This window comes from Ancylomarina subtilis (genome assembly GCF_004217115.1).
GTDB lineage: Bacteria > Bacteroidota > Bacteroidia > Bacteroidales > Marinifilaceae > Ancylomarina > Ancylomarina subtilis.
Map to the genome: position 1 here is coordinate 1,782,636 of NZ_SHKN01000001.1, position 23,655 is coordinate 1,806,290.

General features: G+C 38.3%; 18 protein-coding genes and 1 other RNA gene. 14 read left to right on the top strand and 5 right to left on the bottom strand.

The window, feature by feature from the left end:
- Positions 1–101 precede the first annotated feature (101 nt).
- The 4 genes from EV201_RS07235 (at position 102) to EV201_RS07250 (ending at position 7,387) form a co-directional block, all read left to right on the top strand.
- Positions 102–2,447 (top strand): TolC family protein, encoded by a 2,346-nt coding sequence (locus tag EV201_RS07235; protein ID WP_165389614.1) that lies wholly within the window; start codon positions 102–104, stop codon positions 2,445–2,447.
- A gap of 20 nt (positions 2,448–2,467) precedes the next feature.
- Positions 2,468–3,553 (top strand): efflux RND transporter periplasmic adaptor subunit, encoded by a 1,086-nt coding sequence (locus EV201_RS07240; protein ID WP_130306936.1) that lies wholly within the window; start codon positions 2,468–2,470, stop codon positions 3,551–3,553.
- 24 nt (positions 3,554–3,577) lie between these two features.
- Positions 3,578–6,691 (top strand): efflux RND transporter permease subunit, encoded by a 3,114-nt coding sequence (locus EV201_RS07245; RefSeq protein ID WP_130306937.1) that lies wholly within the window; start codon positions 3,578–3,580, stop codon positions 6,689–6,691.
- Between the two features lie 279 nt (positions 6,692–6,970).
- Positions 6,971–7,387 carry a DoxX family protein gene (locus EV201_RS07250; RefSeq protein ID WP_130306938.1) on the top strand — a complete coding sequence of 139 codons (417 nt, stop codon included), beginning with the start codon at positions 6,971–6,973 and terminating at the stop codon, positions 7,385–7,387.
- Positions 7,388–7,904: 517 nt separating this feature from the next.
- Here the strand turns inward: EV201_RS07250 and EV201_RS07255 are convergent.
- Positions 7,905–8,357 carry an FKBP-type peptidyl-prolyl cis-trans isomerase gene (locus tag EV201_RS07255; protein WP_130306939.1) on the bottom strand — a complete coding sequence of 151 codons (453 nt, stop codon included), beginning with the start codon at positions 8,355–8,357 and terminating at the stop codon, positions 7,905–7,907.
- 240 nt (positions 8,358–8,597) lie between these two features.
- On the opposite strand from EV201_RS07255, the gene EV201_RS07260 reads away from it, so the two are divergent.
- From EV201_RS07260 to EV201_RS07290, 7 genes are all read left to right on the top strand, one after another.
- On the top strand, positions 8,598–8,984 hold the full coding sequence (locus EV201_RS07260; protein WP_130306940.1) for a BlaI/MecI/CopY family transcriptional regulator: 387 nt from the start codon (positions 8,598–8,600) through the stop codon (positions 8,982–8,984).
- A gap of 4 nt (positions 8,985–8,988) precedes the next feature.
- Positions 8,989–10,818 (top strand): carboxypeptidase-like regulatory domain-containing protein, encoded by a 1,830-nt coding sequence (locus EV201_RS07265; protein ID WP_130306941.1) that lies wholly within the window; start codon positions 8,989–8,991, stop codon positions 10,816–10,818.
- Positions 10,819–10,966: 148 nt separating this feature from the next.
- Positions 10,967–11,548 (top strand): TolB family protein, encoded by a 582-nt coding sequence (locus tag EV201_RS07270; protein WP_130306942.1) that lies wholly within the window; start codon positions 10,967–10,969, stop codon positions 11,546–11,548.
- A 6-nt stretch (positions 11,549–11,554) separates the two neighbouring features.
- On the top strand, positions 11,555–11,983 hold the full coding sequence (locus EV201_RS07275; RefSeq protein ID WP_130306943.1) for a hypothetical protein: 429 nt from the start codon (positions 11,555–11,557) through the stop codon (positions 11,981–11,983).
- 165 nt (positions 11,984–12,148) lie between these two features.
- Positions 12,149–12,688 (top strand): RNA polymerase sigma factor, encoded by a 540-nt coding sequence (locus tag EV201_RS07280; protein ID WP_130306944.1) that lies wholly within the window; start codon positions 12,149–12,151, stop codon positions 12,686–12,688.
- Positions 12,678–13,214 (top strand): hypothetical protein, encoded by a 537-nt coding sequence (locus tag EV201_RS07285; RefSeq protein WP_130306945.1) that lies wholly within the window; start codon positions 12,678–12,680, stop codon positions 13,212–13,214. The genes EV201_RS07280 and EV201_RS07285 overlap by 11 nt, the downstream gene beginning before the upstream one ends.
- A gap of 93 nt (positions 13,215–13,307) precedes the next feature.
- Entirely contained in the window at positions 13,308–13,523 is a 216-nt protein-coding gene (locus EV201_RS07290; RefSeq protein WP_130306946.1) for a hypothetical protein, read from the top strand.
- 274 nt (positions 13,524–13,797) lie between these two features.
- Here the strand turns inward: EV201_RS07290 and yccS are convergent, their stop codons facing one another.
- On the bottom strand, positions 13,798–15,948 hold the full coding sequence (gene yccS / locus EV201_RS07295; RefSeq protein ID WP_130306947.1) for a YccS family putative transporter: 2,151 nt from the start codon (positions 15,946–15,948) through the stop codon (positions 13,798–13,800).
- A gap of 309 nt (positions 15,949–16,257) precedes the next feature.
- Between yccS and EV201_RS07300 the strand changes: the two genes are divergently transcribed.
- Positions 16,258–17,790: a carbon-nitrogen hydrolase family protein gene (locus EV201_RS07300; protein ID WP_130306948.1), complete on the top strand. Its 1,533-nt coding sequence runs from the start codon at positions 16,258–16,260 to the stop codon at positions 17,788–17,790.
- A 38-nt stretch (positions 17,791–17,828) separates the two neighbouring features.
- Here EV201_RS07300 and ssrA read toward each other — a convergent pair.
- Positions 17,829–18,231: a transfer-messenger RNA gene (gene ssrA / locus EV201_RS07305) on the bottom strand.
- 149 nt (positions 18,232–18,380) lie between these two features.
- Here ssrA and EV201_RS07310 point away from each other — a divergent pair.
- Positions 18,381–19,601: an NAD(P)-dependent oxidoreductase gene (locus EV201_RS07310; RefSeq protein ID WP_130306949.1), complete on the top strand. Its 1,221-nt coding sequence runs from the start codon at positions 18,381–18,383 to the stop codon at positions 19,599–19,601.
- Positions 19,602–19,663: 62 nt separating this feature from the next.
- On the opposite strand, the gene rpe is transcribed toward EV201_RS07310, so the two are convergent.
- Positions 19,664–20,314 (bottom strand): ribulose-phosphate 3-epimerase, encoded by a 651-nt coding sequence (gene rpe / locus EV201_RS07315; protein WP_130306950.1) that lies wholly within the window; start codon positions 20,312–20,314, stop codon positions 19,664–19,666.
- A gap of 164 nt (positions 20,315–20,478) precedes the next feature.
- A complete protein-coding gene (locus tag EV201_RS07320) occupies positions 20,479–21,342 on the bottom strand; it encodes a sigma-70 family RNA polymerase sigma factor (RefSeq protein WP_130306951.1) in 864 nt (287 codons plus the stop codon).
- Between the two features lie 458 nt (positions 21,343–21,800).
- Here EV201_RS07320 and rho point away from each other — a divergent pair, with 458 nt between their 5' ends.
- Entirely contained in the window at positions 21,801–23,567 is a 1,767-nt protein-coding gene (gene rho, locus EV201_RS07325; protein ID WP_130306952.1) for a transcription termination factor Rho, read from the top strand.
- The last annotated feature ends 88 nt before the right edge of the window (positions 23,568–23,655 follow it).

Here is a 23,655-nt window from a genome sequence, read left to right on the forward strand (position 1 = left end):
TTAATAAATTTCAAAACGCTTCTTATTTAATAAGACGAGGCTTCTCGAAAAGGGCCAAATACTATCGATAGTCCTGTTCATATTTCTAAATGTATCCAAACATGAAGAACAAAATCATCCTTCTCATTCTGTTGTTTTCATCAATTGCCAGTTTAGGACAGCAACAGAAAGATTACCACATCGCAATTTTGGGCGATAAACAAATCCCGGAAACCATTCTACTACTCAAACAACTTAAAGAGGAAATCAAATCAGTTGTAGGGCAATCTGCCAATATTGTATTTAAAGATTCTTTCGTCTTGTTGAATGATTTGAACCTTGAAAAAGCAAAAAATAATTACCAAAATATGCTCGAATCTAAGGATGTGGATCTGATTCTTTCTTTTGGTTCGGTAAACAACTTTGTAATTGCAAAAAACAAGACCTTTCCCAAGCCTGTCATTTTATTTGGTGCAATTAACGATGATTTTATCACCTTCCCCGAAGGACAGGTGACTTCGAACACGCCTAACCTGACCTATATACTAACACCACAATCCTACAAAAGAGATCTCCTGCAATTCAAAGAAATATTCCCTTATCAGAAAATTGGGATTGTTCTGGATAAATACCTCACTGACATTTACCCGGTAAAAAATACACTGGATGAGGTCTTCAAGGATATTGACTCTGACTATATTTTGATTCCCATCAATCAGGTTTCCGATCTTGATGGACAATTGGAATCCCTGGATGCCATCTATTTGTCTGGTGGCATTTTCTTCACTAAGAATGAACAGATTGCTTTGGTTCAAAAATTTAATGACAAGAAGCTACCAACATTCACCTCTATAGATAAATACTTTTCTGATTGTGGCATTTTACTGACATCACAACCGGTAAACAATCTAGATCAATTTTTCAGACGTATTGCCTTGAATATTGAAGCGGCTGTGAATGGGGATAATCTGTCCCACCTGCCTATTTATTTGGATATTGACTCAAAACTATCCTTGAATATCGAAACGGCATTTCAAATCAATTTTCCACTAAAATACAGTTTTCTATTACAGACAAATATCGTGGGGAATGCCAAACGCCTTTCGTCTCAAAAGAGATACAGTCTGCCCGATGTCATGCATCAGGTATTGGAACAAAATCTCAACTTAAAAGCTGAACAGAAAAATATTGAATTGTCAGCAGAGGAAGTTAAACTTTCTAAAAGCGAATACCTCCCAAATCTCTCGGCTTCAGCTAGCGGAACACATATCGATCCCGATTTGGCAGAAGTTTCGAATGGATCGAACCCGGAATACAGCACATCCGGTAATATTAAACTCGAACAGGTTATTTTTTCAGAACAGGCAAGTGCCAATATCAAGATTCAGAAAGAGCTTGAAAAAGCAACAAAAGAATCCTATAATTCCAGCGAAAAAAATGCGATTCTGGATGCCGGGATAGCCTACTACAGCGCACTTATTGCCAAGGCAAACTTCTTAATAAACGATGAAAACTTAAGAGTAACCCGTAAGAACTATGAAATCGCTCAACAAAAATATGATGCCGGACAAACCGGGAAATCTGATGTATTAAGATGGAAAAGTGAATTGGCTCGAGCAACACAGAGTATTGTAAACGGGTACACCTCACTGAATCAGTCCTTCAATGAATTGAATCAAATCCTTAACAATCCCATTGGCTTAAAAATTGATGTGTTCAATACGGAAGAAAATGAGCTAGGTCGAACAAAAAGAGAACACTGGAAATTTTTCAACCTCTTAGACGATCCTTTCCTAAGGGAAAAATTCACTCATTTTGTGGAAGAACTCGCAATTGAGAATGCGCATGAATTAAAAGCATTGCAATACAACATTAGCGCAACAAAACGATTGGAAACCTTATATCAGCGAAGCAAATTTTTACCAACAGTGGGTTTTCAAGGGCAATACAATCACACCTTCACCCGAGATGGTAAAGGTTCGACATATCCAATTGGATTTTCAGGAGCTCCTGATGGCTATTACAATCTGGGTGTACAGGTGACTCTTCCCATCTTTCAGAAAAACCAGAGAAATATAAACCGCCAAAAATCATTTATTCAACGGGAACAATTGAATTTTCAGAAAGATGAAGCAATCGTTTCGATCAAGAAAAATGTGAACGATATGATTTTATCCATACTAAGTCAGTATTCCAGCATCGAACTTTCGCAAGTCTCAACCGAGGCCGCCAAAGAAAGTCTTGAATTGATGCAGGTTTCCTACTCCAACGGAGCCATAGGTATTACCTCTTTAATTGATTCCCAACAGGCCTATTTTCAGGCTCAGCAGCAACAAGCCAATGCGACCTATAATTTTCAGTTAAGCATTTTGCAACTTGAGAGAATCATGTCGTACTTCTTTATTCTCCATTCCGAAGAAGAAAATCAGGCTTTTATCAATCGTGTTAAAGAAAAAATTGTTCGATAAAACTTTAAACATATAAGCATATGAAACCAATATATCACATCTTAATCCTTTCAGTTTTACTATTGGAAACAGCCTGTTCCAACAAAAAAGAGCCCGTACAAAAAGAGAAATTACGCCCGGTGAAATATGCCGAGGTGAGCTATTCAGGTATCGGTCAGGTTAGATCATTTAATGGAACGGCCAGGTCTGACAAGGAAATTAACCTAAGTTTCAGAACCAGTGGTATCCTAACCACATTGAATATTGCTGCCGGACAAAAAGTTCATAAAGGCGATTTATTGGCTCAAATCGATAATTCTGAAGCTCGTTTGTCTTTAGAACAATCTCTTTCAGCCTTAAACAGTGCCAAAGCCAATCTAAACACAAGCACCTCTACTTTAGAGAGAACCAAAACTCTTTTTGAAAAGGGAAGTGCATCGCTTAGCGATTACGAGAATGCAAAATCCTCATTTGCCTCAGCCGAAGCCAACTACGAATCAGCTAAACGAACCGTTGAAATACAGAAAAAACAGGTGGGTTACGGTATCATTTACGCCCCAGCTGACGGTGTGATTGCTTCAAAGAATGTGGAGAATAACGAAAATGTCGGGGCAGGTAGCCTTATTGCAGTTTTAAACGCTGGCAGCTTCATGGAAATCAGCCTGGGTTTGCCGGAAAATGTGATCAACCGCGTGCATAAGGGTATGAAAATCACTGCTAAGTTTCCTGCGCTTCAAGGCAAAGTATTTAATGGTATTGTCAACGAAATAGCGCCTTCTATTGAGAGCGGAACCGCAACATATCCCGTACGTATCAAGCTTTCGGGGGAAACATCCGAAATAAAATCGGGAATGGCTGCTAACATCACCTTCACCTTTCCAAAGTCCGATAATCAAGAAGTTTTAATCGTGCCAATTTCTGCTGTAGGTGAAGACAGCAAAGGTAAGTTTGTATATCTCATCGAAAAAGAAAACAATGCGGTGGGTATCATTAAAAAACAACATTTTACACTTGGAGATCTGTCTCCTGCCGGCTTCGAAGTGAAAAGCGGACTCAAATCCGGACAAATTGTTGCCACTGCAGGATTGCAAACCCTGCTCGATGGACAAAAAGTTAGTCTTAAATAATATCAACACATTAAATCAGCACATATGAATCTGACAAAATTCGCCATTGAAAAAAGCCGAATTACTTTCACACTGCTTGCTGTAGTGGTGATCATGGGATTAGCTTTATACAAATCATTACCCAGAGACAGTATGCCTCCCTATACGGTTAGAGTTGCAACAATTGTCTCCTCCTTTCCTGGAGCAAGCCCCGAACGCGTCGAACTTTTAGTCACCGATAAAATCGAAAAAAAAACACAGGAGATACCTGAAGTTAAAGAGATAAACAGCACCTCAAGAACGGGACTATCCGTTGTTACAGTCACACTAAAAGACGAAGTCGGACCCGAACAGCTTCAAAACATTTGGGATAAACTCAGACGTAAACTCGATGGCATACGCGACTTGCCTAAAGGTGTTAAGCCTGATTTGAACGACGATGATATTGGTGTTGTTTATGGCATTATTGTAGGCCTGATTAGCGATGGCTATTCCTATACCGAAATGAAGGATTTTGCTGACGATCTTCGCGATGATCTGATTAAACTGGATGATGCTGCCAAAGTTGAGTTTGGTGGTGCCCAAGCAGAACGGGTGTTTATCGAATTTGATGAATCCCAACTAAAAGAATATGGTTTAACTTCAACCTCTCTTCAAAATGTGATTGCCTCCACCAATATACTTGATTCTGGTGGTGAAGTTAATCTTGAAGATGAGAAAATCATACTGGAACCAACCGGGAACTACAACTCGCTTGAGGACATCCGAAACACCCTGATTCCAGTTGGCGATGGTAAACAAGTGGTGCAGCTTCGCGATATTACGAGCATCCGAAAAGCCTATATCGAGCCTGCTAATTCCATTGTACATGTGAATGGAAAGCCTGCTATTTCATTAGCAATTTCGCTGATTGATGGTGCCAACATTATCAAACTTGGCGAAGAAGTGGACAAAGTTATAAACAAATGGAATCAGGAACTCCCTATTGGATTAAAGGTTCAGAGACTCTCTTCACTAGATACCTTTGTCAACAAGAGCATTGGGAATTTTATTGGTAATCTGATTCAATCCATTGTGATTGTTTTGGTTGTGATGCTGATATTTCTTGGATTAAGAACCGGACTGATTGTTGCCAGTTTAATTCCTCTTGTCACCATTATGACATTGATGCTAATGGGCCTTATCAACATGGGACTAAACCAGGTAACCCTTGCAGCACTGATTATGGCTCTGGGAATGATGGTAGACAATGCCATTGTGGTTTCCGAATCCATCATGGTGAAAATGGAAAAGGGAATTGCCGTTAAGGAGGCAGCCATTTCTTCCTGTTCTGAACTCCTGATCCCCCTTTTAATATCAACACTAACAACCTCGGTTGCTTTTCTATCCTTCTTCCTGGCCGACTCGGTTATGGGCGACATTATGGGACCTATTTTCGTGGTAATTACGTTGGCTTTACTTTCCTCATGGATCGTATCCCTAACTATTATTACGATGCTGTGCTACCTTTTCTTAAAGGTTAAACCCAAGGGAGAAAGAAAGCCCGGTTTAATGGATCGCATGTTTGATACCTTAAAATTGTATTACAAATCACTTATCTTGCTGGCTCTGGATTTCAAACGCAGCGTCATTATAGGCATATTTGCCCTATTTTTTCTGTCACTCTTCGGTTTTGGACTGGTTCCTTTCGACTTCTTTCCTGATAGCGATCGTAATATGATCACCATCAATATCAATTTACCTTTAGGTACAAAAATCGAAAAAACTGAAACCGTCGTTAAAAAAATAGAAAGCTTTATTGCCGATAGTCTATTGGTGAACGAATCCCGATCAGAGGGCATTGCCGATTGGTCATCCTTCATCGGTCAGGGACCTAAATCATACGATTTAGGATATTCGCAGGATGAAGCGAACTCGAGTTACGCCCATATCCTCGTCAACACCAGCACATTTCAAGTCAACAATGAGATGATTACCCGGCTGGACGACTACTGTTTTTCCCACTTTCCCAATGCCGATATTAAGGTTGGTCCATTGGCTGCAGGCGGTGGCGGAACTCCCATCGAGATTAAAATTTCAGGAAAAGATCCCGATATCCTCTCGGTATTATCGGAGCAAATCAAATCAAGACTCTCTGTCATAAAGGGAACAAAAAATGTGAAAGATGACTGGGGGCCCAAAACAAAAAAATTCATCATCGATATCAATCAAAACAATGCACAAATGGCAGGCATAACCAATCAGGATATTGCCACCTCACTTAAAACAGTATTGGATGGATTCAAAACCGGGGAATATCGCGAAAATGATAAAAACATTCCGATTCTACTGAGAGGATTTTCGAATCAGGAACAGACTTATGAGTCAATCGAAACCATGAATGTTTTCGCACAAAAATCAGGACGAAGTGTGCCACTTTCGCAGCTTGCTTCTATTGTGCCTCAATGGCAATATGCCAAAATCAAGCGCTTAAATCTGATTCGAAGCATCAACGTTTCAAGTGAGCTTAATGAATACGGGAATGCTTCAGATATAATGGCAGAGCTTAATCCATGGCTCGACGAACAAACACAAAATTGGCCGGAAGGTTATGTCTACGAATTGGGTGGTGACAGCAAGAGAACCTCTGAAAATATGGGGGCTGTGATTGATTATTTGCCACTATCCGCCTTCATTATTCTGCTTCTCTTGGTTATTCAGTTCAATTCGTTCCGAAAAACACTGATGGTTGTCAGTACCATTCCATTGGGTGTGATTGGTGTGGTTATTGGATTGATTGTGCTTCGCTCCTACTTTGGATTTATGGCCTTCCTGGGGGTGATTTCTCTGGCAGGTATTGTCATCAACAATGCCATCGTACTCATCGACAGAATTGAAATTGAGATAAATGAATTAAAACGAACGCCTCAGGATGCAGTAATAGCAGCCTGTTTGCAACGCTTTCGTCCTATTCTATTGACCACTTTCACAACTTCGCTGGGTTTAATTCCTTTGTATTTAGGCGGTGGACTCATGTGGGAACCTATGGCAGCATCAATCATGATTGGACTTCTGTTCGGAACCATCATTACCTTGGTATTTATTCCATCATTCTATAGCATCCTTTATAAGGTGAGCTATAAAGATTACGTTTTCAAAAATGATTTATTAGAGGACTAGCTTGATAAAACAGGTGTTGAAACAATTGATTTTGTCTCAACACTAATAACACATACAAATGAAAAATCTTGCATTTAAAATATAGCCTTGTTCAAACAAGCCTGCCCGCAGGTTCTGTTTCCAACACAGGTCATGATACGACTTATCAAATAAAAAAAAGAGTTGAAAGTGTTTTTTTTAGGGATTTAACAATTCATTAAGCTACTAGCTCCTCCTATGTCTTAAATTTGCATATATAAAATCTATTGCTTTTTATAAAACCATCAAATATTCATAAGTATGAAACGATTATTACATACAGGAACAAACGACAACTACTTAGACTTCTTAAGCCTTATATTGAGAGTAAGCATTGCAGCCTTCATGCTAACACATGGCTTGGGAAAGCTTAACCTCCTATTTTCGGGCAATGAGATTCAATTTGCCGACCCATTCGGATTGGGCGCCACTTTCTCTTTGGCACTTACTGTTTTTGCAGAGGTTCTATGTTCCATTCTAATTGGATTGGGTCTGTTAACGCGTTTGGCTTCTATTCCTCTCATCATTACCATGCTAGTGGCTGTTTTTATGATTCACGCTGATGATCCTTTTGCAAAAAAGGAATTTGCCCTACTTTACCTGCTTATTTACTTGGTTGTATTTGTTGTAGGTAGCCGTAAATTTTCACTTGACTATCTCCTTCAGAAGAAAAAATAAAGTCGGTCCGACCAAAAGATGATAAAGGCAGTTTACCTCTTGGGGTAAATTGCCTTTTCTGCCTTAATATTGGCGCAAGAATTTTTTAATGAGAAAACCCAAACTCGTTGAGTTTGGGTTCATTTTGTTATTTACCCATTACATCAGTTGGAGGAATTCATTCTGCAAGCGTAATATGGACATTGTACTTGGTAAAATTGATTAATCAGACGGTAGAATTCATTCTGTGAGTGTAAAATGGACTTTGCGAAGGGTAGAATGAGAATATTTATTAGTAAAATCGATTATGTAAGTGTTAAAATGCCCTCCCCCGCAATCAAAAGGGAATTTTACAAAGTAGTAACTATAAGCCCCTTTAGGGGTTTGGGGCAAATCCCTCGTGCACTTTTACCCTTCGGAGTAGGCTACACTGTTTTTTAATGAAAAAACCCAAGCTTTAAGGCTTGGGTTTCTATTTTGTTTCCATTTCTGCTTCTCAGAGTACGAGCTACATGCTCGCACTAGCGGAGTAGCTTATTTACTTCTTGACTTCTATCAAATGAATATCGAAGATTAAAACAGAGCCACCTGGAATGCCTCTTGTATCATAGGGTCCATAGCCTAAGTGAGAAGGAACCAAAAGCATTCCTTTTCCGCCTTCTTTAAAATAGGTGATACCTTCTGTCCATCCTTTTATAACTCTATTTAATGGGAAAGAGATGCCTCTTTCACTACTCTCGTCGAAAACTTCACCATCTAAATAATGCCCTCTATAGGCTACCTGAACAGTGGATGCACTTGTGGGTTGAACACCCTCGCCTGCCTCATCAATCACATAATACAAACCAGACTCACACTTTATTGCTTCCAGCTTATTGGTCTTTATATAATCGGTAATTTGTTTCTCATTTATAGTCGAGAAATCTTTCTCAGGCCCACTTGAGCAAGAAAATAAAAAGGCACATACAATGGCTAATAAACTATATTTCATTTTTATCAATTTTTAGTGAAAAACAAATATAGTAAAATGTGGGCATGTTGGCTATTACAAAAAACAAATCGCAAATTACGGAATAAAAGGCTATACACATGGTGTTTGGCGACTTCCAAAGAATCACCATACTACATCTATAGTAACTATTACTACTTTTATAGTAATAATTACTACAAACATAGTAGAGTTTAAAAAAAACGATTATATTTGTTGTATAAATTAATATTCAAAAACTCTATGAACGTAAAATCATTGACAAAAGCGGAAGAACAAATCATGCAAATAATCTGGAAATTGCGCGAAGCTATTGTTAAGGATATACTTGCAGAATTTGAAGGATCAAAACCTGCCTATACGACCATTGCAACCGTTTTAACTGTATTAGAAAAAAAAGGTTTTGTTTCGCATCGTAAAATTGGAAATTCTAAACTATTTACAGCTACAATCAGCAAATCTGAGTATACCAAATTCCAGGTCACCTCTCTATTGGGAAACTACTTTGGCGGATCGTTCCCTAAATTGGCTAGCTTTTTTGCTAAAGAAAACGATATGGACATTTCCGATTTGGAAAAAGTTCTGAAAGAAGCCGAGAAGGAAATGAAGAAAGATCAAGAAAAAAATTAAAACGATGGAAGTATTATTAGAAATATTAATTCGCGCTTCAATCGGTATAGCTCTATTCTATGCGCTTTACTGGCTACTTTTAAGACAATCTACTCATTTTAAAGCTAACCGTCTTTTTCTACTGATAAGCCTAATGGTTGCAGTCCTATTAGCATTGGTTCCCATTCAATATCAAGTATTAGTACAAACTCCTTCATCGCCTGCTTTAAGTGACTATAGCGGCGTTTTTAATCGTGATATTGCGAACACACCAAATGATGTTCAAAATTCAAATGGTATTAGCTTATTGGGTGTTTTACTTATAATATATAGCATTGGAGCTGCAATAGTATTGCTACGCTTACTGATACAATGCAGAAAACCGATGCTGATTATTACCCAATCAAAACCTAAAAAAATTTACGATTGTTTGATTTACGAAAACAAGGAATTCAATTCACCATTTTCGTTTTTCAATCGCATATTAATCAATCCTGAATATTTTAAACAGGACGAAATATATGACATCTTAACTCATGAAAAAGTGCACATTCAGGAGCGTCATTGGATCGATCTGTTCATTATAGAGCTGTTAACAGTATTTTTCTGGTTCAATCCATTTATATGGTTCTTTGAACGAGCAATTAAACAAAACCATGAATACCTGGCCGACAAAGGTGTATTATCCCTGGGCCATTCACCTGTCAGGTATCAGGCATTATTAATTAACCGGCTAATGGGGACACAAGTAATTGGTTTGGCCAATCACTTTAATTCGTCCCTCGGCCTAAACCGATTTAAGATGATGACAAAAGAAAAGACATCGAAACGTAAATTGTTTCGAATGATATGGGGAGTACCTGTATTGGCACTTCTATTAATGGCTTTTGCTCAGCCGGATTACAAAATGCAAACACAAGAAAAGACCAAAACAGTTAAAATTCCAGAAAATAAAGAATTGGAACATACGCTTCCTGATGGAACTGTAGTAACGATTATGGGTGGAACCACTTTCACCTACCCTGTTAAGTTTACTGAAGATAAAAGAGAGGTAACTCTTGATGGGGAAGCTTATTTTAATGTAAGTGATTCTAAAGTTCCTTTTGTTGTTAAAAACAAAAAAGGCGAAATAATTGGATCTAATAATTCGGGTAGCGAAATGTTAAAACCAATCAATAGCACAGATTATACCAAATCAGAAAAAAGTACGCCTATTAAAGTAAAAGGTACAGTAAAAGATGACAAAGGAAATCCTATGCCTGGTGCTTCTATTGTACTTAGAGGTACTACAACAGGAACTGTTGCTGATAAAGATGGTACTTTTAAGTTAGAAGTGCTTGAAGATAAAGAGTGGTCACTTGTTGTTTCATATGTAGGTTATAAAACTATCGAGAACCAAGTCGAATTTTTTCAAGATAAAACAGATCTTGATTTTAAGATTGTATTACAACGAGAAGTCATATCAATCGATTCAAAAGAGATGGAGAATGCCGGAGATGTTCCTCCTCCTCCACCACCAGCTCCTGAATTTGACGAAAATTCAGACAAACCCGTTTTTTTTATTGTTGAATCTATGCCAGAATATAAGCAAGGTCGTTACGGATTAGCTCAGTATGTAAAAAAGCAGAAACGTAAACTTAAGGCTAAATTTGGCAAAAAGTTAGAAGGAAAAGCAACTGTTGGTTTTACTGTTGATACCAAAGGAAATGTTACAAACATTCAGCTATTGGATAAAACATCAGAAACGACTGCAAGAGCTGCGAAAATTATAGCTAAGGAAATGGAACAATGGAAACCAGGCTCGCAAAGAGGGAAAAAGGTTTCGGTTGATTTTGCAATAAAATTAGAGTTCTAAGAAGATTTTGATACAAGATTAACAAATAAGTGCTGTTACAACTTTTAAAAAGATGTAACAGCACTTTTTTATTTAAGATAAGGTCAGAACTTTTATTAAATTAGCCTTCAAGTCAAACCATTATACACGACTAAAAGCTATTACTGACATGAAAAAGACCCTACTGATATTAAGCTTGCTGGCAATCTTTAATTCCACGTTCGCACAAAGCAATTTGGAGACTTTCCCTGTACTAAAAGGATCCTATATGGGACAAAAACTGCCTGGACTAAGCCCTGAACTTTTTGCGCCTAATATTATATCCAATGGCCTGGCCAACCGAGATGTCGCCATATCCCCCGATGGAAAGGAGATGTATTTCACTATGCACACAGCCAGGTTTCAGTATGCCATAATCGTTTGTTCCAAATTGGTAAATGGCAGTTGGACAAAACCTGAAATTGTACCCTTCGCAACCGATTCACGTTATAAATATTTGGAACCCGCATTGAGCTACGATGGTCAGAAATTGTTTTTCGTATCGGACCGACCAAAGGATGGAAGCAAAGAACCAGTTGCTGAAGATATCTGGGTCGTTGACAGAAAAAACGACACATGGGGAGAACCTTATAATCTGGGCGCACCTGTCAATTTCGAAGGCGGGGATTTTTTCCCATCACTCACAAAAGATGGGACGCTTTATTTCACCAGAAACGAACTGGAAGGCCGAATCAGCAATATATACCGATAACACCTTGTGGATGGCAAATACAGCACTCCTGAGAAATTACCTCAGCAAATTAATTGCGGCACGAATCGTTTTAATGCCTATGTGTCACCCGACGAAAGCTTTGTGGTTGTGCCTGCTGTGGGTGTTGAAAAAGATTACAGAGGTGTACACTACTATATTGTTTTTAGAAACGAAGATGATACCTGGCAAGAACCTCTTGCATTGAGCTCTGAGATTAATACGCCAAAGGGAACCGGCTGGTCTTTCTATATCTCTCCTGACAAAAAGTATATCTTCTATATGGCAACAAAACCATTAGCTAAGCAAAACCATCCAAAATCTTTAAGCGTGGAGTTTCTAAATAAATTCTCCGAAATGCCTCAGAATGGCAATTCAGACATTTATTGGGTGGATGCTAAAATTCTTGAAAATTTAAGGCCAAAAACTAAAAAATAGTCAACTCAAATCTATCTTCAGATAAACATCTTAATCAGTTGAATAACAAAAACATCTCTTGTACAAACACAAAAGGTGTTTTTTTATGAATAAGATAGAAGACACTTTTTTTTGAAAAAAAGGAAATAAATAATGTAACTATCTTTATTCTCCCTTACTAAATAGATGAGAACAAAAACTTATACATTGAAAAAAGAAGAGCATTTTAATCAGATACTATCGGAAAATAGTGAGCGGATACAAAGGATCTGCCGCTACTACAATTCGAATACCGAGGATCAGAAAGATATGTACCAGGAGGTGTTGGTGAATATTTGGAAGAGTCTGGATAATTTCCGGGGCGATTCGGCTATCAGTACCTGGGTTTACCGGGTTGCCGTAAATACCTCGCTAAGTTTTACAGGCAAAAGCTACAAGCAAATGAAGCTGATTGTCAATACCGATACACAAAACCTCTCCTCCATTATCGACGATGAGGGTCTGGCTGAAAAACAAAAGGAGGAAAGCCAATTCAATCTGCTACAAAGCGAACTGAATATGCTCTCGGTCATCGATAAGGCTTTAATATCGCTTATGCTAGAAGGCCTCAGCATGAAAGAAATTGCCGATGTGATTGGTATTAGTGAACCCAACGTAAAAGTTAAAATCCACAGAATTAAAGCACAACTCAAAACCAAACTGACAGGAGGTAATCATGAACTTTAGAAGAAATAAAAACGTCAATCTCGATCAGTTAGTGGGCAAACTCCAAAAAGAAGATGCCAAATATGCAAGACTGAGCAGAGGTCTTCAAATTGTGTATTGGATTTTCATTCCACTCTACACCTTTTTAGCTATCAATCATTACAGGGAATCTGGCGAAATTAATGACCTAATTGGTGGACTATGTTATGTGATCTCATTTTTCATATTCGCTATCTTTTTCGGGATATACCATAAGGAATACAAGTATGCCGATTATTCACTCCCTACCCTTAAGATGCTGAAAAATGCAGCTTACAGATATCAACCTGTTCAGGTAAAAAGCATTTGGCCCTTTATTGCTGTTTTGTTTATGGATGCAGGCTTGTGCTTAAATAAATCCATTGGCTTCTCCTTTATAAAAGTTCAAATCTATTTTCTGGGTGCCATGTTTATTGCTGTTATGATTGGCTTAACTATTTGGTATTTTAAATATAAACCACTTCGGGATAACGCTCTAAGCCTGATTGCTGAAATTGAAGGGGAATAAAAACAGTCTAGATCATCTTACCACAAAAAGAATAGCTCAGTATATCAAACAAATGAATTTCGTATTATGAAATTGAGAAAAAAAGATAAAAGGATGAAGAATGGATTACGCATCGCTTTGTTGTCATGCATATTCATTGGAAACTTCATCCTGTCGATGAGTCGGATTTTCGATGACAAATTAACGGATTTTCAACTGGGCTTCTGCGAAGGCTTATCGGTCAGTCTGGTTGTGATCGGAACTCTATTTATAGTCTGGTGCACCATCAAAAAGCATAATCCCTTTAAGCCCATTAAGCTAACTAATTAATAATAACACTTACAATCATACCACCATGAATACAAAAATCATCATTGGACTTTTATGCCTGAGTCTAGGTCTCACTTTAAAGCAATTCATATCAATTCCTGATTTTATTCAAGGCTTTCTCTTTGGACTATCAATTGCTTTAATGTTACTAGGCTTAATGTCCGATTCAAAGTGTAAAAAGTTGAAAGCATGGAAAACTTACAACCCCAAACACCAATGAGTCGTAGCAACATTACCTCTGTATAAATAAGACTTAGCCGTAAGATTTGTTTTCTCAGGATTTGTTTTCTTTAGTGATGAGGCTTGCTTCTCGTAGCAATTGTTCGCTTACCTCAGCAATATTATAAAGCAATACAAGTTTTTGTCGCTCAACCCCTTTTTCACAGGACGTGAGTAGAATCGACAATTCATTCAGGAAGTCATGCAAGCCAATTGAAGGGTCGCAAGGTTCGTTTTCCTTTAATGCTCTGACAGCTCGATCCAATACGCTCTCAATTCTCAAATACATTTCCCTTTGCTCTTTGCTAATATAATCAGTCGTATTCTTATGAGCCCCCAAAGCCGAAAGATATGATAAGAGGGCATGGTTGAGATAGGTTAAGGAAAAAGCATGTTTCTGGAATTTCTGTTGTTTTTTAGGTTCCAGTTTCATACTCTTCCAGGCCAAAACCAGAGCATTGTCAGCCTGATGAGCCCGATGTCTTGCAATTCGGTAATTCAAATCGTCGACTTGATGCTCCCGATGTTCCTTCAGAATGGAACTGAAATAAACCTTGTTTTTTTCCAGAGCTTTTGTCAACAAGTTTGGTAGATGTTTGTGTTGCCAATCGGGCCATAAAACACGAACAACGGCTATTGCCAGAACAGAACCAATAATGGTATCCATAATTCGAGGCCCCATAACAATAAGCCCTTTACCCGCTATCAGATTAAATGCTGCGATAACGAATATGGTAACAAAGACAACCGAAACTGCATAGTTCTTGCGAAGCCAAACAAAAAAAGCATAGGCAGCCGTTAGCATAAGTAGGGTTTGTCCCGCCTTTGTTGGCAAAATCTGAACAATTAATACACCAGCCACCACGCCACTGAGAGTCCCAAGTATTCTTTGAAATAAACGTCTGCGGGTTTCACTGTAACTGGGTTGGCACACAAATAAACTGGTCAGCAATATCCAATCCCCTTTCTCAATATTTAACCATCTCAAAAGAATATAACCTATCAGGAAGCAGGTGCTTAATCGAATGGCATAACGCAAACGAGGATGCTCCCAATTGAGTTGCTCTGTAAAGCGCTCCCATAGCGAACGGGAATCACGGTCAACACGGGGAAGCAAACCCGTTTCGACATTATAATTCAGATTCTGTAAAGAAATATGCGACTGCGTTAGATTTTTCAGTAAGAGAGACAAATTATTGGTCTCATGATTCGATAATTGTTTTTTAATTTGATCATCTAGGGCTGCTATCGTCCATTTTAATGAAACCGGATGCTGATAAGCCGTTCCTGTTAGTAAGCTTTTCGAGAGCTGATGGCAAGCCTGCGACAATTGTAACAGAAGTTGCCCCAATCCCTCAATCATCTCATGATTATCAGAGTCCTTACTCAATAAATCGTATCGTTCGTGACTCGAAGCTGCTCTTTCGTGAAGGCTTTGCAACAACAAAAATTGATGTAAATACGGACGAAGGGCATTGGGATATTGCAAAGCGTCAGCATAAGAATTCAACACATTTTTGCAGCTCTCCAAAGAATTAATCACCTGTATGTTTTGCATGGACAAGCGATTGATCAGCTTCTCCTGAACTTTGGCTTCACTAGGGAAAAGTCTTGACTTTTCTTTCATATAAAGCGATAGGTTTTCAAATCCCAGCGCCAATTGTTCTTCCAATAATCGCCAAGGGTTGGAAACCAGCAGCAATAAAGAAAGAATCCCGTAACAAAGAGCACCCGCAGGTAACAAAAGAGGTTGCCAATACCATTGAGGACTGATATCAGATCCCAGCATGGTGTATATAGCGACCAATAAAGCCCCGAAAGTAACGCCCCGGTAGCGTTCGCCCAAACCTCCAAGAATGATAAAGGTCAATGTTGAGCCCACCAATCCCACCCCAAACAGAATAGGATAAGGACGTAATAACTCTACGGATGCACTTGATATAGCAAAACTAATCAGACATAATATTAAAGCTTTTATTCTCCCCTTAGGATGATCATCGGTTTCAGAAAGAGCTCCGGCTAATGCTCCCAAGCCAAGAGTTACACCAATAAACGAAAGATTTAAAGCGACAAAGGGAATAACCAAAACAGCCATGGCAATAGCTGCCTTTAGGGCAAACAAACGATTAGGATAACGCCAAAAAGTTGTTACCCAAAACTCCTGCCATCTTTTGACTTTCAACCTCCCTATTTTGTCTGTACGCATCTTCTATTTATTAAGTCTTGATTAATCAACAAAGATAGTAGAACTATTTAAATGCACAGAAAGCCTCAGACGTAAAATATAAACACTTGGATCCGAAAATTTAAAGTTCTCAGAGGAAAATGAAACTAAAATCAAAGCCATTTAATAGATAATATAAATCCAATCTCCCTTTTCCCTAAATCAAAACCTCTTTTTTAAAATCGTAAATTAATACAACTCAATGTCAAACTCTTAGAGTAAATTGATTAATTTTAATTGAATAGAAATTCATCAAAGCGACCTTTAAAATTTGTTCTTAATTGAAAAAAGATGATAAAAGATATAGAGAATATCGAATTGCAATTTTTAACCCTAAATGATTATCAGGAATTGAAGCGCGCTATGATTGAGGCATATCCAAACATGCCAAATTCATATTGGTCCGAAAATCATATCAAGTCTTTAATAAAAAAATTTCCGGAAGGACAGGTTGTTATAAAAGTCAATAATCAATTAGCAGGTTGTGCATTATCGATAATTGTGGACTACGCCAAATATGATGAAGACCATACTTACAGCAAAATAACAGGGAATTACACCTTTAACACGCACACTTCAGAAGGGGATGTTTTGTATGGGATTGAAATCTTTATAAAGTCAGAATATCGTGGCCTAAGACTTGGCAGAAGACTCTACGATTACAGAAAGGAATTGTGCGAACGTCTCAACTTGAGGGGTATTGCTTTTGGAGGCAGAATACCAAACTATCACAAGTATTCGGATAAGATTTCTCCCAAAGAATATATTGAACAGGTGAAACGAAAGGAAATAAACGACCCTGTTCTGAACTTTCAGATTTCAAACGATTTTCATCCCTCAAAAGTTTTGAAAAGTTATCTCGAAGGGGATGAAGCATCGAATGAGTTTGCTGTCCTTCTTGAATGGGATAATATTTATTACCAAAAGCATTCAAAAAAGGCTGCCACTTTGAAAAAAAACATCCGTTTGGGATTAATTCAGTGGCAGATGCGTCCGTACAACAATTTTGAAGAGTTAATGCAACAGGCCGAATATTTTGTAGATGCAGTTTCGGGCTACCGTGCTGACTTTGCACTTTTCCCTGAATTTTTCAATGCCCCCTTGATGGCAGAAAACAATCATCTTCCTGAATCGGAAGCAATCAGAGAACTAGCAAAGCATACGGCAGATATCGTTCAGAAATTCTCAGAATTAGCTATTACATACAATATCAATATCATAACGGGAAGTATGCCGGAGATGAAAGATGGTTTTCTATATAACTGTGGCTATTTATGCAAAAGAGATGGCACGACTGAAAGTTATGAAAAGCTACACGTCACACCAGACGAAGCAAAAATATGGGGCATGCAAGGCGGTAATCAGTTAAAAACATTCGATACGGATTGCGGAAAAATCGGGATTCTGATATGTTATGATGTTGAATTCCCCGAATTAAGCAGACTTTTAGCTGATGATGGCATGGATATTCTATTTGTCCCTTTTCTGTCAGACACACAAAATGGCTATTCCAGAGTTCGACATTGTGCACAATCAAGAGCCATTGAAAATGAATGCTATGTTGCCATAGCAGGCAGCGTAGGGAATTTGCCTAACGTTCATAATATGGATATTCAATTTGCCCAATCGATGGTTTTTACACCTTGTGACTTTTCTTTCCCTGCCAATGGCATTAAAGCTGAAGCTGTTACCAATACCGAAATGATTTTGATTGCTGATGTTGATATCGACTTATTAAGGGAACTCAATCAATTTGGTAGCGTTAATAATCTAAGAGATAGACGAAAAGACATTTTCAACTTAAAAAAAATGCCCAAATCATAATGATCTGGGCATTTCTCATTGCTCGCTTGAGCGTGTTCTGGTGGAGCTGCAGGGGATCGAACCCTGGTCCAAACATGCGATCAATAAGCTTTCTACATGCTTATTCCGTTCTTAATTTTCGAATCTAGTTTGGGAAAGGACACCCGAGACTAAACCTTATCTTTTAAATTTCACCAACTCCCCAAAGCTTGAAGCCAGCTAACCCTGAATTGATAGCATCCCATATACTTACCGGAACAAGGTGTAACCATAAGCGGGATGTCTCGTCTTCGCTCCTAGAGCGATGATGAAGCTTAACCTACTGTAATTCGGTTAGGCAGCAAGAGCGTAGTTATTTTCGCCAATTAAAAAGTGTGAGACCTGATATTAACGAGCCAGATACACAATGCTCGACATGCTTACATACCAATTCTTCATGCTGTCAAAAGCCACGTCAGCCCCAGAATTTGTACAAAGCTAGAAAATTCAACTGGATTAAGCTTATTTTTTCTTCGAAAACTTATCAATTATCACTAAATTGGTGATCCTGAATGAAAATCATCCCCAAAATTTGATTTTCTAACCTAAAAATTAAGCCATATACACAACACATGATTAGACCCACACGCATTGGGGTACTTCGGGAAACCAAGACCCCACCAGACAGACGAGTTGCTATTACGCCTCAGCAAGGCCTGAACATTTTAAAATCACATCCCAACATAAGCATCTTTATTCAACCCAGTGATATCCGCTGCTATACCGATGCAGAATACCGAAAAGCCGGTTTCTTTTTAACAGAAGACTTACGCGAATGTGATATCCTTATTGGGGTTAAAGAAGTCAGTATTCCGACCCTTATCCCCAACAAAAGATACCTCTTCTTCTCTCATACCGCCAAAGAACAAGCTCATAACAGGAAACTCCTTCAGGAGATTTTAAAACGCAATATCACGCTCATCGATTACGAATATCTTTGCGACCCCAATGGCAAGCGAGTTGTCGCCTTTGGTTACTGGGCTGGTGTAGTCGGTGCTTACAAAGCATTACGTGCACGAGGTATGCGGACCGATTCCTTTGACTTACCTCCTGCCCGAACGTGCGAAAATATGGATGAGATGTATGCTCACCTGAGAAAAGTACAATTGCGCCCCATTAAAATATTGGTTACTGGTGGAGGACGTGTGGCCAAAGGAGCTATGCAAACAATACAGGTATTGAATATTCGTGAAGTTACCCCACATGAATTTCTTAATCAGGATTTTAATGAACCTGTGGTTTGCCGTTTGGATCCGGAACACTACGTTGAGAGAATAGACGGGGAAGCGTTTGATTTAAAGCACTTTTACGCGCACCCTCAAATGTATAAATCCAGTTTTAAACCATTTACTAAGGTAACAGACCTGCTTATAACCTGCCATTATTGGGATCCGGAATCGCCAAAGTTTATGACTCCTGAAGATTATAAAGAGGAGGATTTCCGAATTTCTGTAATCGCCGATGTCAGTTGTGATTTAAACGGACCTATTCCCTCTACGATAAGGACTTCAACCATTGCCAATTCATTTTATGGCTACGATCGGTTTACAGGAGAAGAGGCAATCCCATTTGTCGACAAAAGAAATGTAACGGTGATGGCTGTGGATAATCTGCCAGGAGAATTGCCTCGGGAATCATCGGATGATTTTTGTCAGGCTCTTTCCGAACACGTCTTTCCTGCTCTTTTAGGAGACACCGACGATGACATCATCGAAAAAGCCTGTATTACAAAGGATGGACAGCTCACGCCAACCTTTAGCTACTTGCAAGATTACGTTTACAAATCAGAATAAAAAAGAGAACGCCCGATCCTATCCAGATCGGGCGTTCTTTTATTTTTTGTTTCAAATACAACCTATAATTGCTTTAAATCAGCAATTGTTTGTGTTGGATTCTCCGAATTGAAAACAAAACTACCAGCAACCAAAGCATCAGCTCCGGCTTCAACCAATTTTTTACCCGTCTCCAGATTCACACCGCCATCAATTTCAATGATAAGCTCTGTCTTTTTTTCAGCGACTAAGGCTTTCAGTTTCTCAATTTTTGAATAGGTATTCTCAATAAAACTTTGTCCTCCAAAACCAGGATTCACACTCATCAAAAGAACCAAATCGATATCCTGAATGATATCTTCAAGAACAGAAACAGGCGTGTGCGGATTAAGAGAAACCCCTGCTTTCATACCGTGAGAATGAATATTCTGAACCGTGCGGTGTAAGTGGGTGCAAGCTTCGTAATGAACCGTTAAAAGATCAGAACCAGCCTTTTTGAAAGCCTCGATATAACGATCTGGATCAACAATCATCAAATGAACATCAAGAGGTTTGGTTGCAATCTTGCTGATTTGCTCAACCACTGGAAGTCCATAGGAAATATTTGGAACGAAAACGCCGTCCATAATATCAAGATGAAACCAATCGGCTTCACTCTTGTTTACCATTTCAACATCGGCTTTCAAATTCATGAAATCGGCCGCTAATAATGAGGGAGATATTAATGTTTGCATCTGTTTAAGGGGCTTTTAATTGTTTTGCTGCAAAGATATAAGAAATCGCTCAACTTATCTTTCTAAATTACTTTTTGCCTGAAAATTTGATCAACAAAAAAAGCGTACATGCATTGTTGAAAACAGTACGCTTCGTAAAAATCTTTATTTAACTTCTAACTAATCTAACCCAGATAGGTTTTGAGAATCTTCGATCGGAAAGTCGATTTCATTTTCCTAATGGCCTTTTCTTTGATCTGACGTACACGTTCGCGAGTCAGATCAAACTCCTTACCAATTTCTTCAAGCGAGCAAGGAGGATTCCCCTTTAAACCAAAATACATCCGGATAATTGTGGCTTCTCTATTGGATAAAGTTGACAAAGAACGTTCAATCTCAATAATCAGGGAATCTCTCAATAAAGTCTTATCAGGTCCCACTTCATCGGTACTTAAAAGAATATCATACAAGGTATTATCTTCTTCCGAATTGATTGGTGCATCCATCGAAATCTGGCGCCCCGAAGCCTTAATCGCTTCCTTCACATCTTTGGGACTCATATCCAAAACATTAGCAATCTCATCAGGAGAAGGTTCTCGCTGATATTCCTGCTCAAGCTGAGCCAGAGTTTTGCTAATTTTATTTATCGAACCAATCTTATTGAGGGGTAATCGAACAATACGAGACTGTTCTGCCAGTGCTTGCAATAAGGATTGACGAATCCACCATACGGCATAAGAAATAAACTTAAATCCACGGGTTTCATCAAATCTCTGGGCTGCCTTTATTAAACCTAAATTGCCTTCATTAATTAAATCAGACAAACTCAGCCCCTGATTTTGATATTGCTTCGAAACAGAAACTACAAACCTCAAATTCGCTTTAATTAATCGATTGAGAGCAGTTTTACTTCCTTTTTTAATTTGTCTAGCAAGGGCGACTTCCTCTTCTGCAGTAACAAGATCAACTTTGCCAATTTCTTGCAAGTATCTGTCTAAAGATGGTGTTTCTCTATTTGTAACTTGCTTCGTGATTTTTAACTGTCTCATATTCGGTTAGGGGATTTAGGGCTTCGGTTAAAAACTATCTCATAATTTCAACTAGCTATCTTAAAGAAATAGATTTTATTGTGAAAATCAAAATCACAAACCTATAATTTTCACCTTATTAGCTAATTTAGAATAAAAAAAAGATAACGACTTCAACAAATATCCACAAACCCTTATCCATAGCACAAACAACTATAAATCACTTGCTTAAAAAAGAAACAACTGAGTAAGAAAAAAAGCAAACTTGACGAATTAAGTAATGCTTTATAAATTAATACGATGCACAAAAGTCAATAATCAGATTATGGCACACTTTTTTTTGTGTTTTAACAAGTTATTGTGTAATATTGCAAATGAATTCCAGTAGGTCTCCTCATTCTGAGATCGAAAAATCAAATTCCCAAGAAGATAATATTTCTATCAAATAATAAAATCCAAAATATTTAATAATATTATTTATGTACGACATTCTTGAATTAAACAAGAAGCTTGTGCCTGAATTGAAAGAGATTGCAAAAGAGCTTAATATTAAAAAAATTGAGTCCTTTAAAAAGCAAGATTTAATCTATAAGATTCTTGATCAACAAGCCATTGTAGCTTCAGAAATGAAAAGTTCTGATAAAAAAGCTATACGTAAACGCAACCCCAAAAAAGACGACGACCAGGTTATAAAAGAAGAGCCTAGAAAGTCAATATTGCGTAAAAAAAGAAAACCAACTGAGGATATTGTTGCTGAAAAAGTAGCTGAAACATCTGCCCCAGTTGAGGCATCTGCACCAATTGCAAGTGAAACCAAAGAGGTACGAGAAGTTCGTAAACCTAATCCTCGCAGAAGACGCGAAGATGCTCGTCCTACTGACAAAACACAAAGAGAACCTCTTCAAAAGAGCGAAGCTGTTGTAAAAGAGCAAGTCAAAACTGAACCTAAAGTTCAGGATAGAATCCAAGAAGAAGCACCTGCTCCTAAAGCAGATGTAACAAAGGAGACTGCTCGTCAGGAGAAACCAGCTCAGGAAAGAGCTCCTCAGGAAAAATCGAATCAAGACAGAGCCCCTCAAGGTAAAAAACGTTTTGAGCGTCGTGAAAAAGAAAGACCTTTTGAGTTTGATGGCATCATCAGCAACTCGGGTGTACTTGAAATTATGCAAGATGGTTACGGATTTCTTCGTTCATCTGATTTCAACTATTTGAACTCTCCAGACGATATTTATGTCTCACAATCACAAATTAAACTTTTTGGTTTAAAAACAGGTGATACAGTTCAAGGGACTATTCGACCTCCAAAAGAAGGTGAAAAATATTTCCCTCTGATTAAAGTTGAAAAAATCAATGGCCGTTTGCCTGAAGTCATCCGTGACCGTGTACCATTCGACCATTTGACTCCACTTTTCCCAGATGAAAAATTCAACTTAACCGGAAATGGAAAAAGCAGTCTTTCAACTCGTGTTGTTGACATGTTTGCTCCTATCGGTAAAGGTCAACGTGGACTGATTGTTGCACAACCCAAAACAGGTAAGACTGTTTTGCTAAAGGAAATTGCCAACGCAATTGCAGCTAATAATCCGGAAGCTTATATGATTATTCTTTTAATCGATGAGCGTCCTGAGGAGGTTACTGATATGGCAAGATCTGTAAATGCAGAAGTTATTTCATCTACTTTTGATGAACCAGCAGAACGTCACGTTCGTGTTGCCAATATCGTGCTTGAAAAAGCAAAACGTATGGTTGAGTGTGGTCACGATGTTGTGATCCTTCTTGACTCTATTACACGTTTGGCACGTGCTTACAATACCGTTTCACCTGCATCAGGTAAGGTGCTTTCAGGTGGTGTTGATGCAAACGCACTTCACAAGCCTAAGCGTTTCTTTGGTGCTGCCCGTAATATCGAAAATGGTGGTTCTCTTACCATTTTAGCAACGGCATTAACCGAAACCGGTTCGAAGATGGATGAAGTTATCTTCGAAGAATTTAAGGGTACTGGTAATATGGAACTTCAGTTAGATCGTAAATTATCTAACAAACGTATATACCCTGCTGTGGATCTTACAGCTTCGAGTACACGTCGTGAAGATCTTTTACTTGATGAAGGTCAGTTGAACCGTATTTGGGTACTTCGAAACTTCTTAACTGATATGAACTCTATTGAGGCGATGCAGTTCATTAGCGACAGAATGCGCAAAACTCGTTCAAATGAAGAATTCCTAATTTCAATGAACGATAAATAATTATGAATGCATCAAGACGATCTGTCAAAAATAAGATTTCATCATAAATTTTATTCTAAAACAAAGGGATTCTTGAGTTTCATTATTG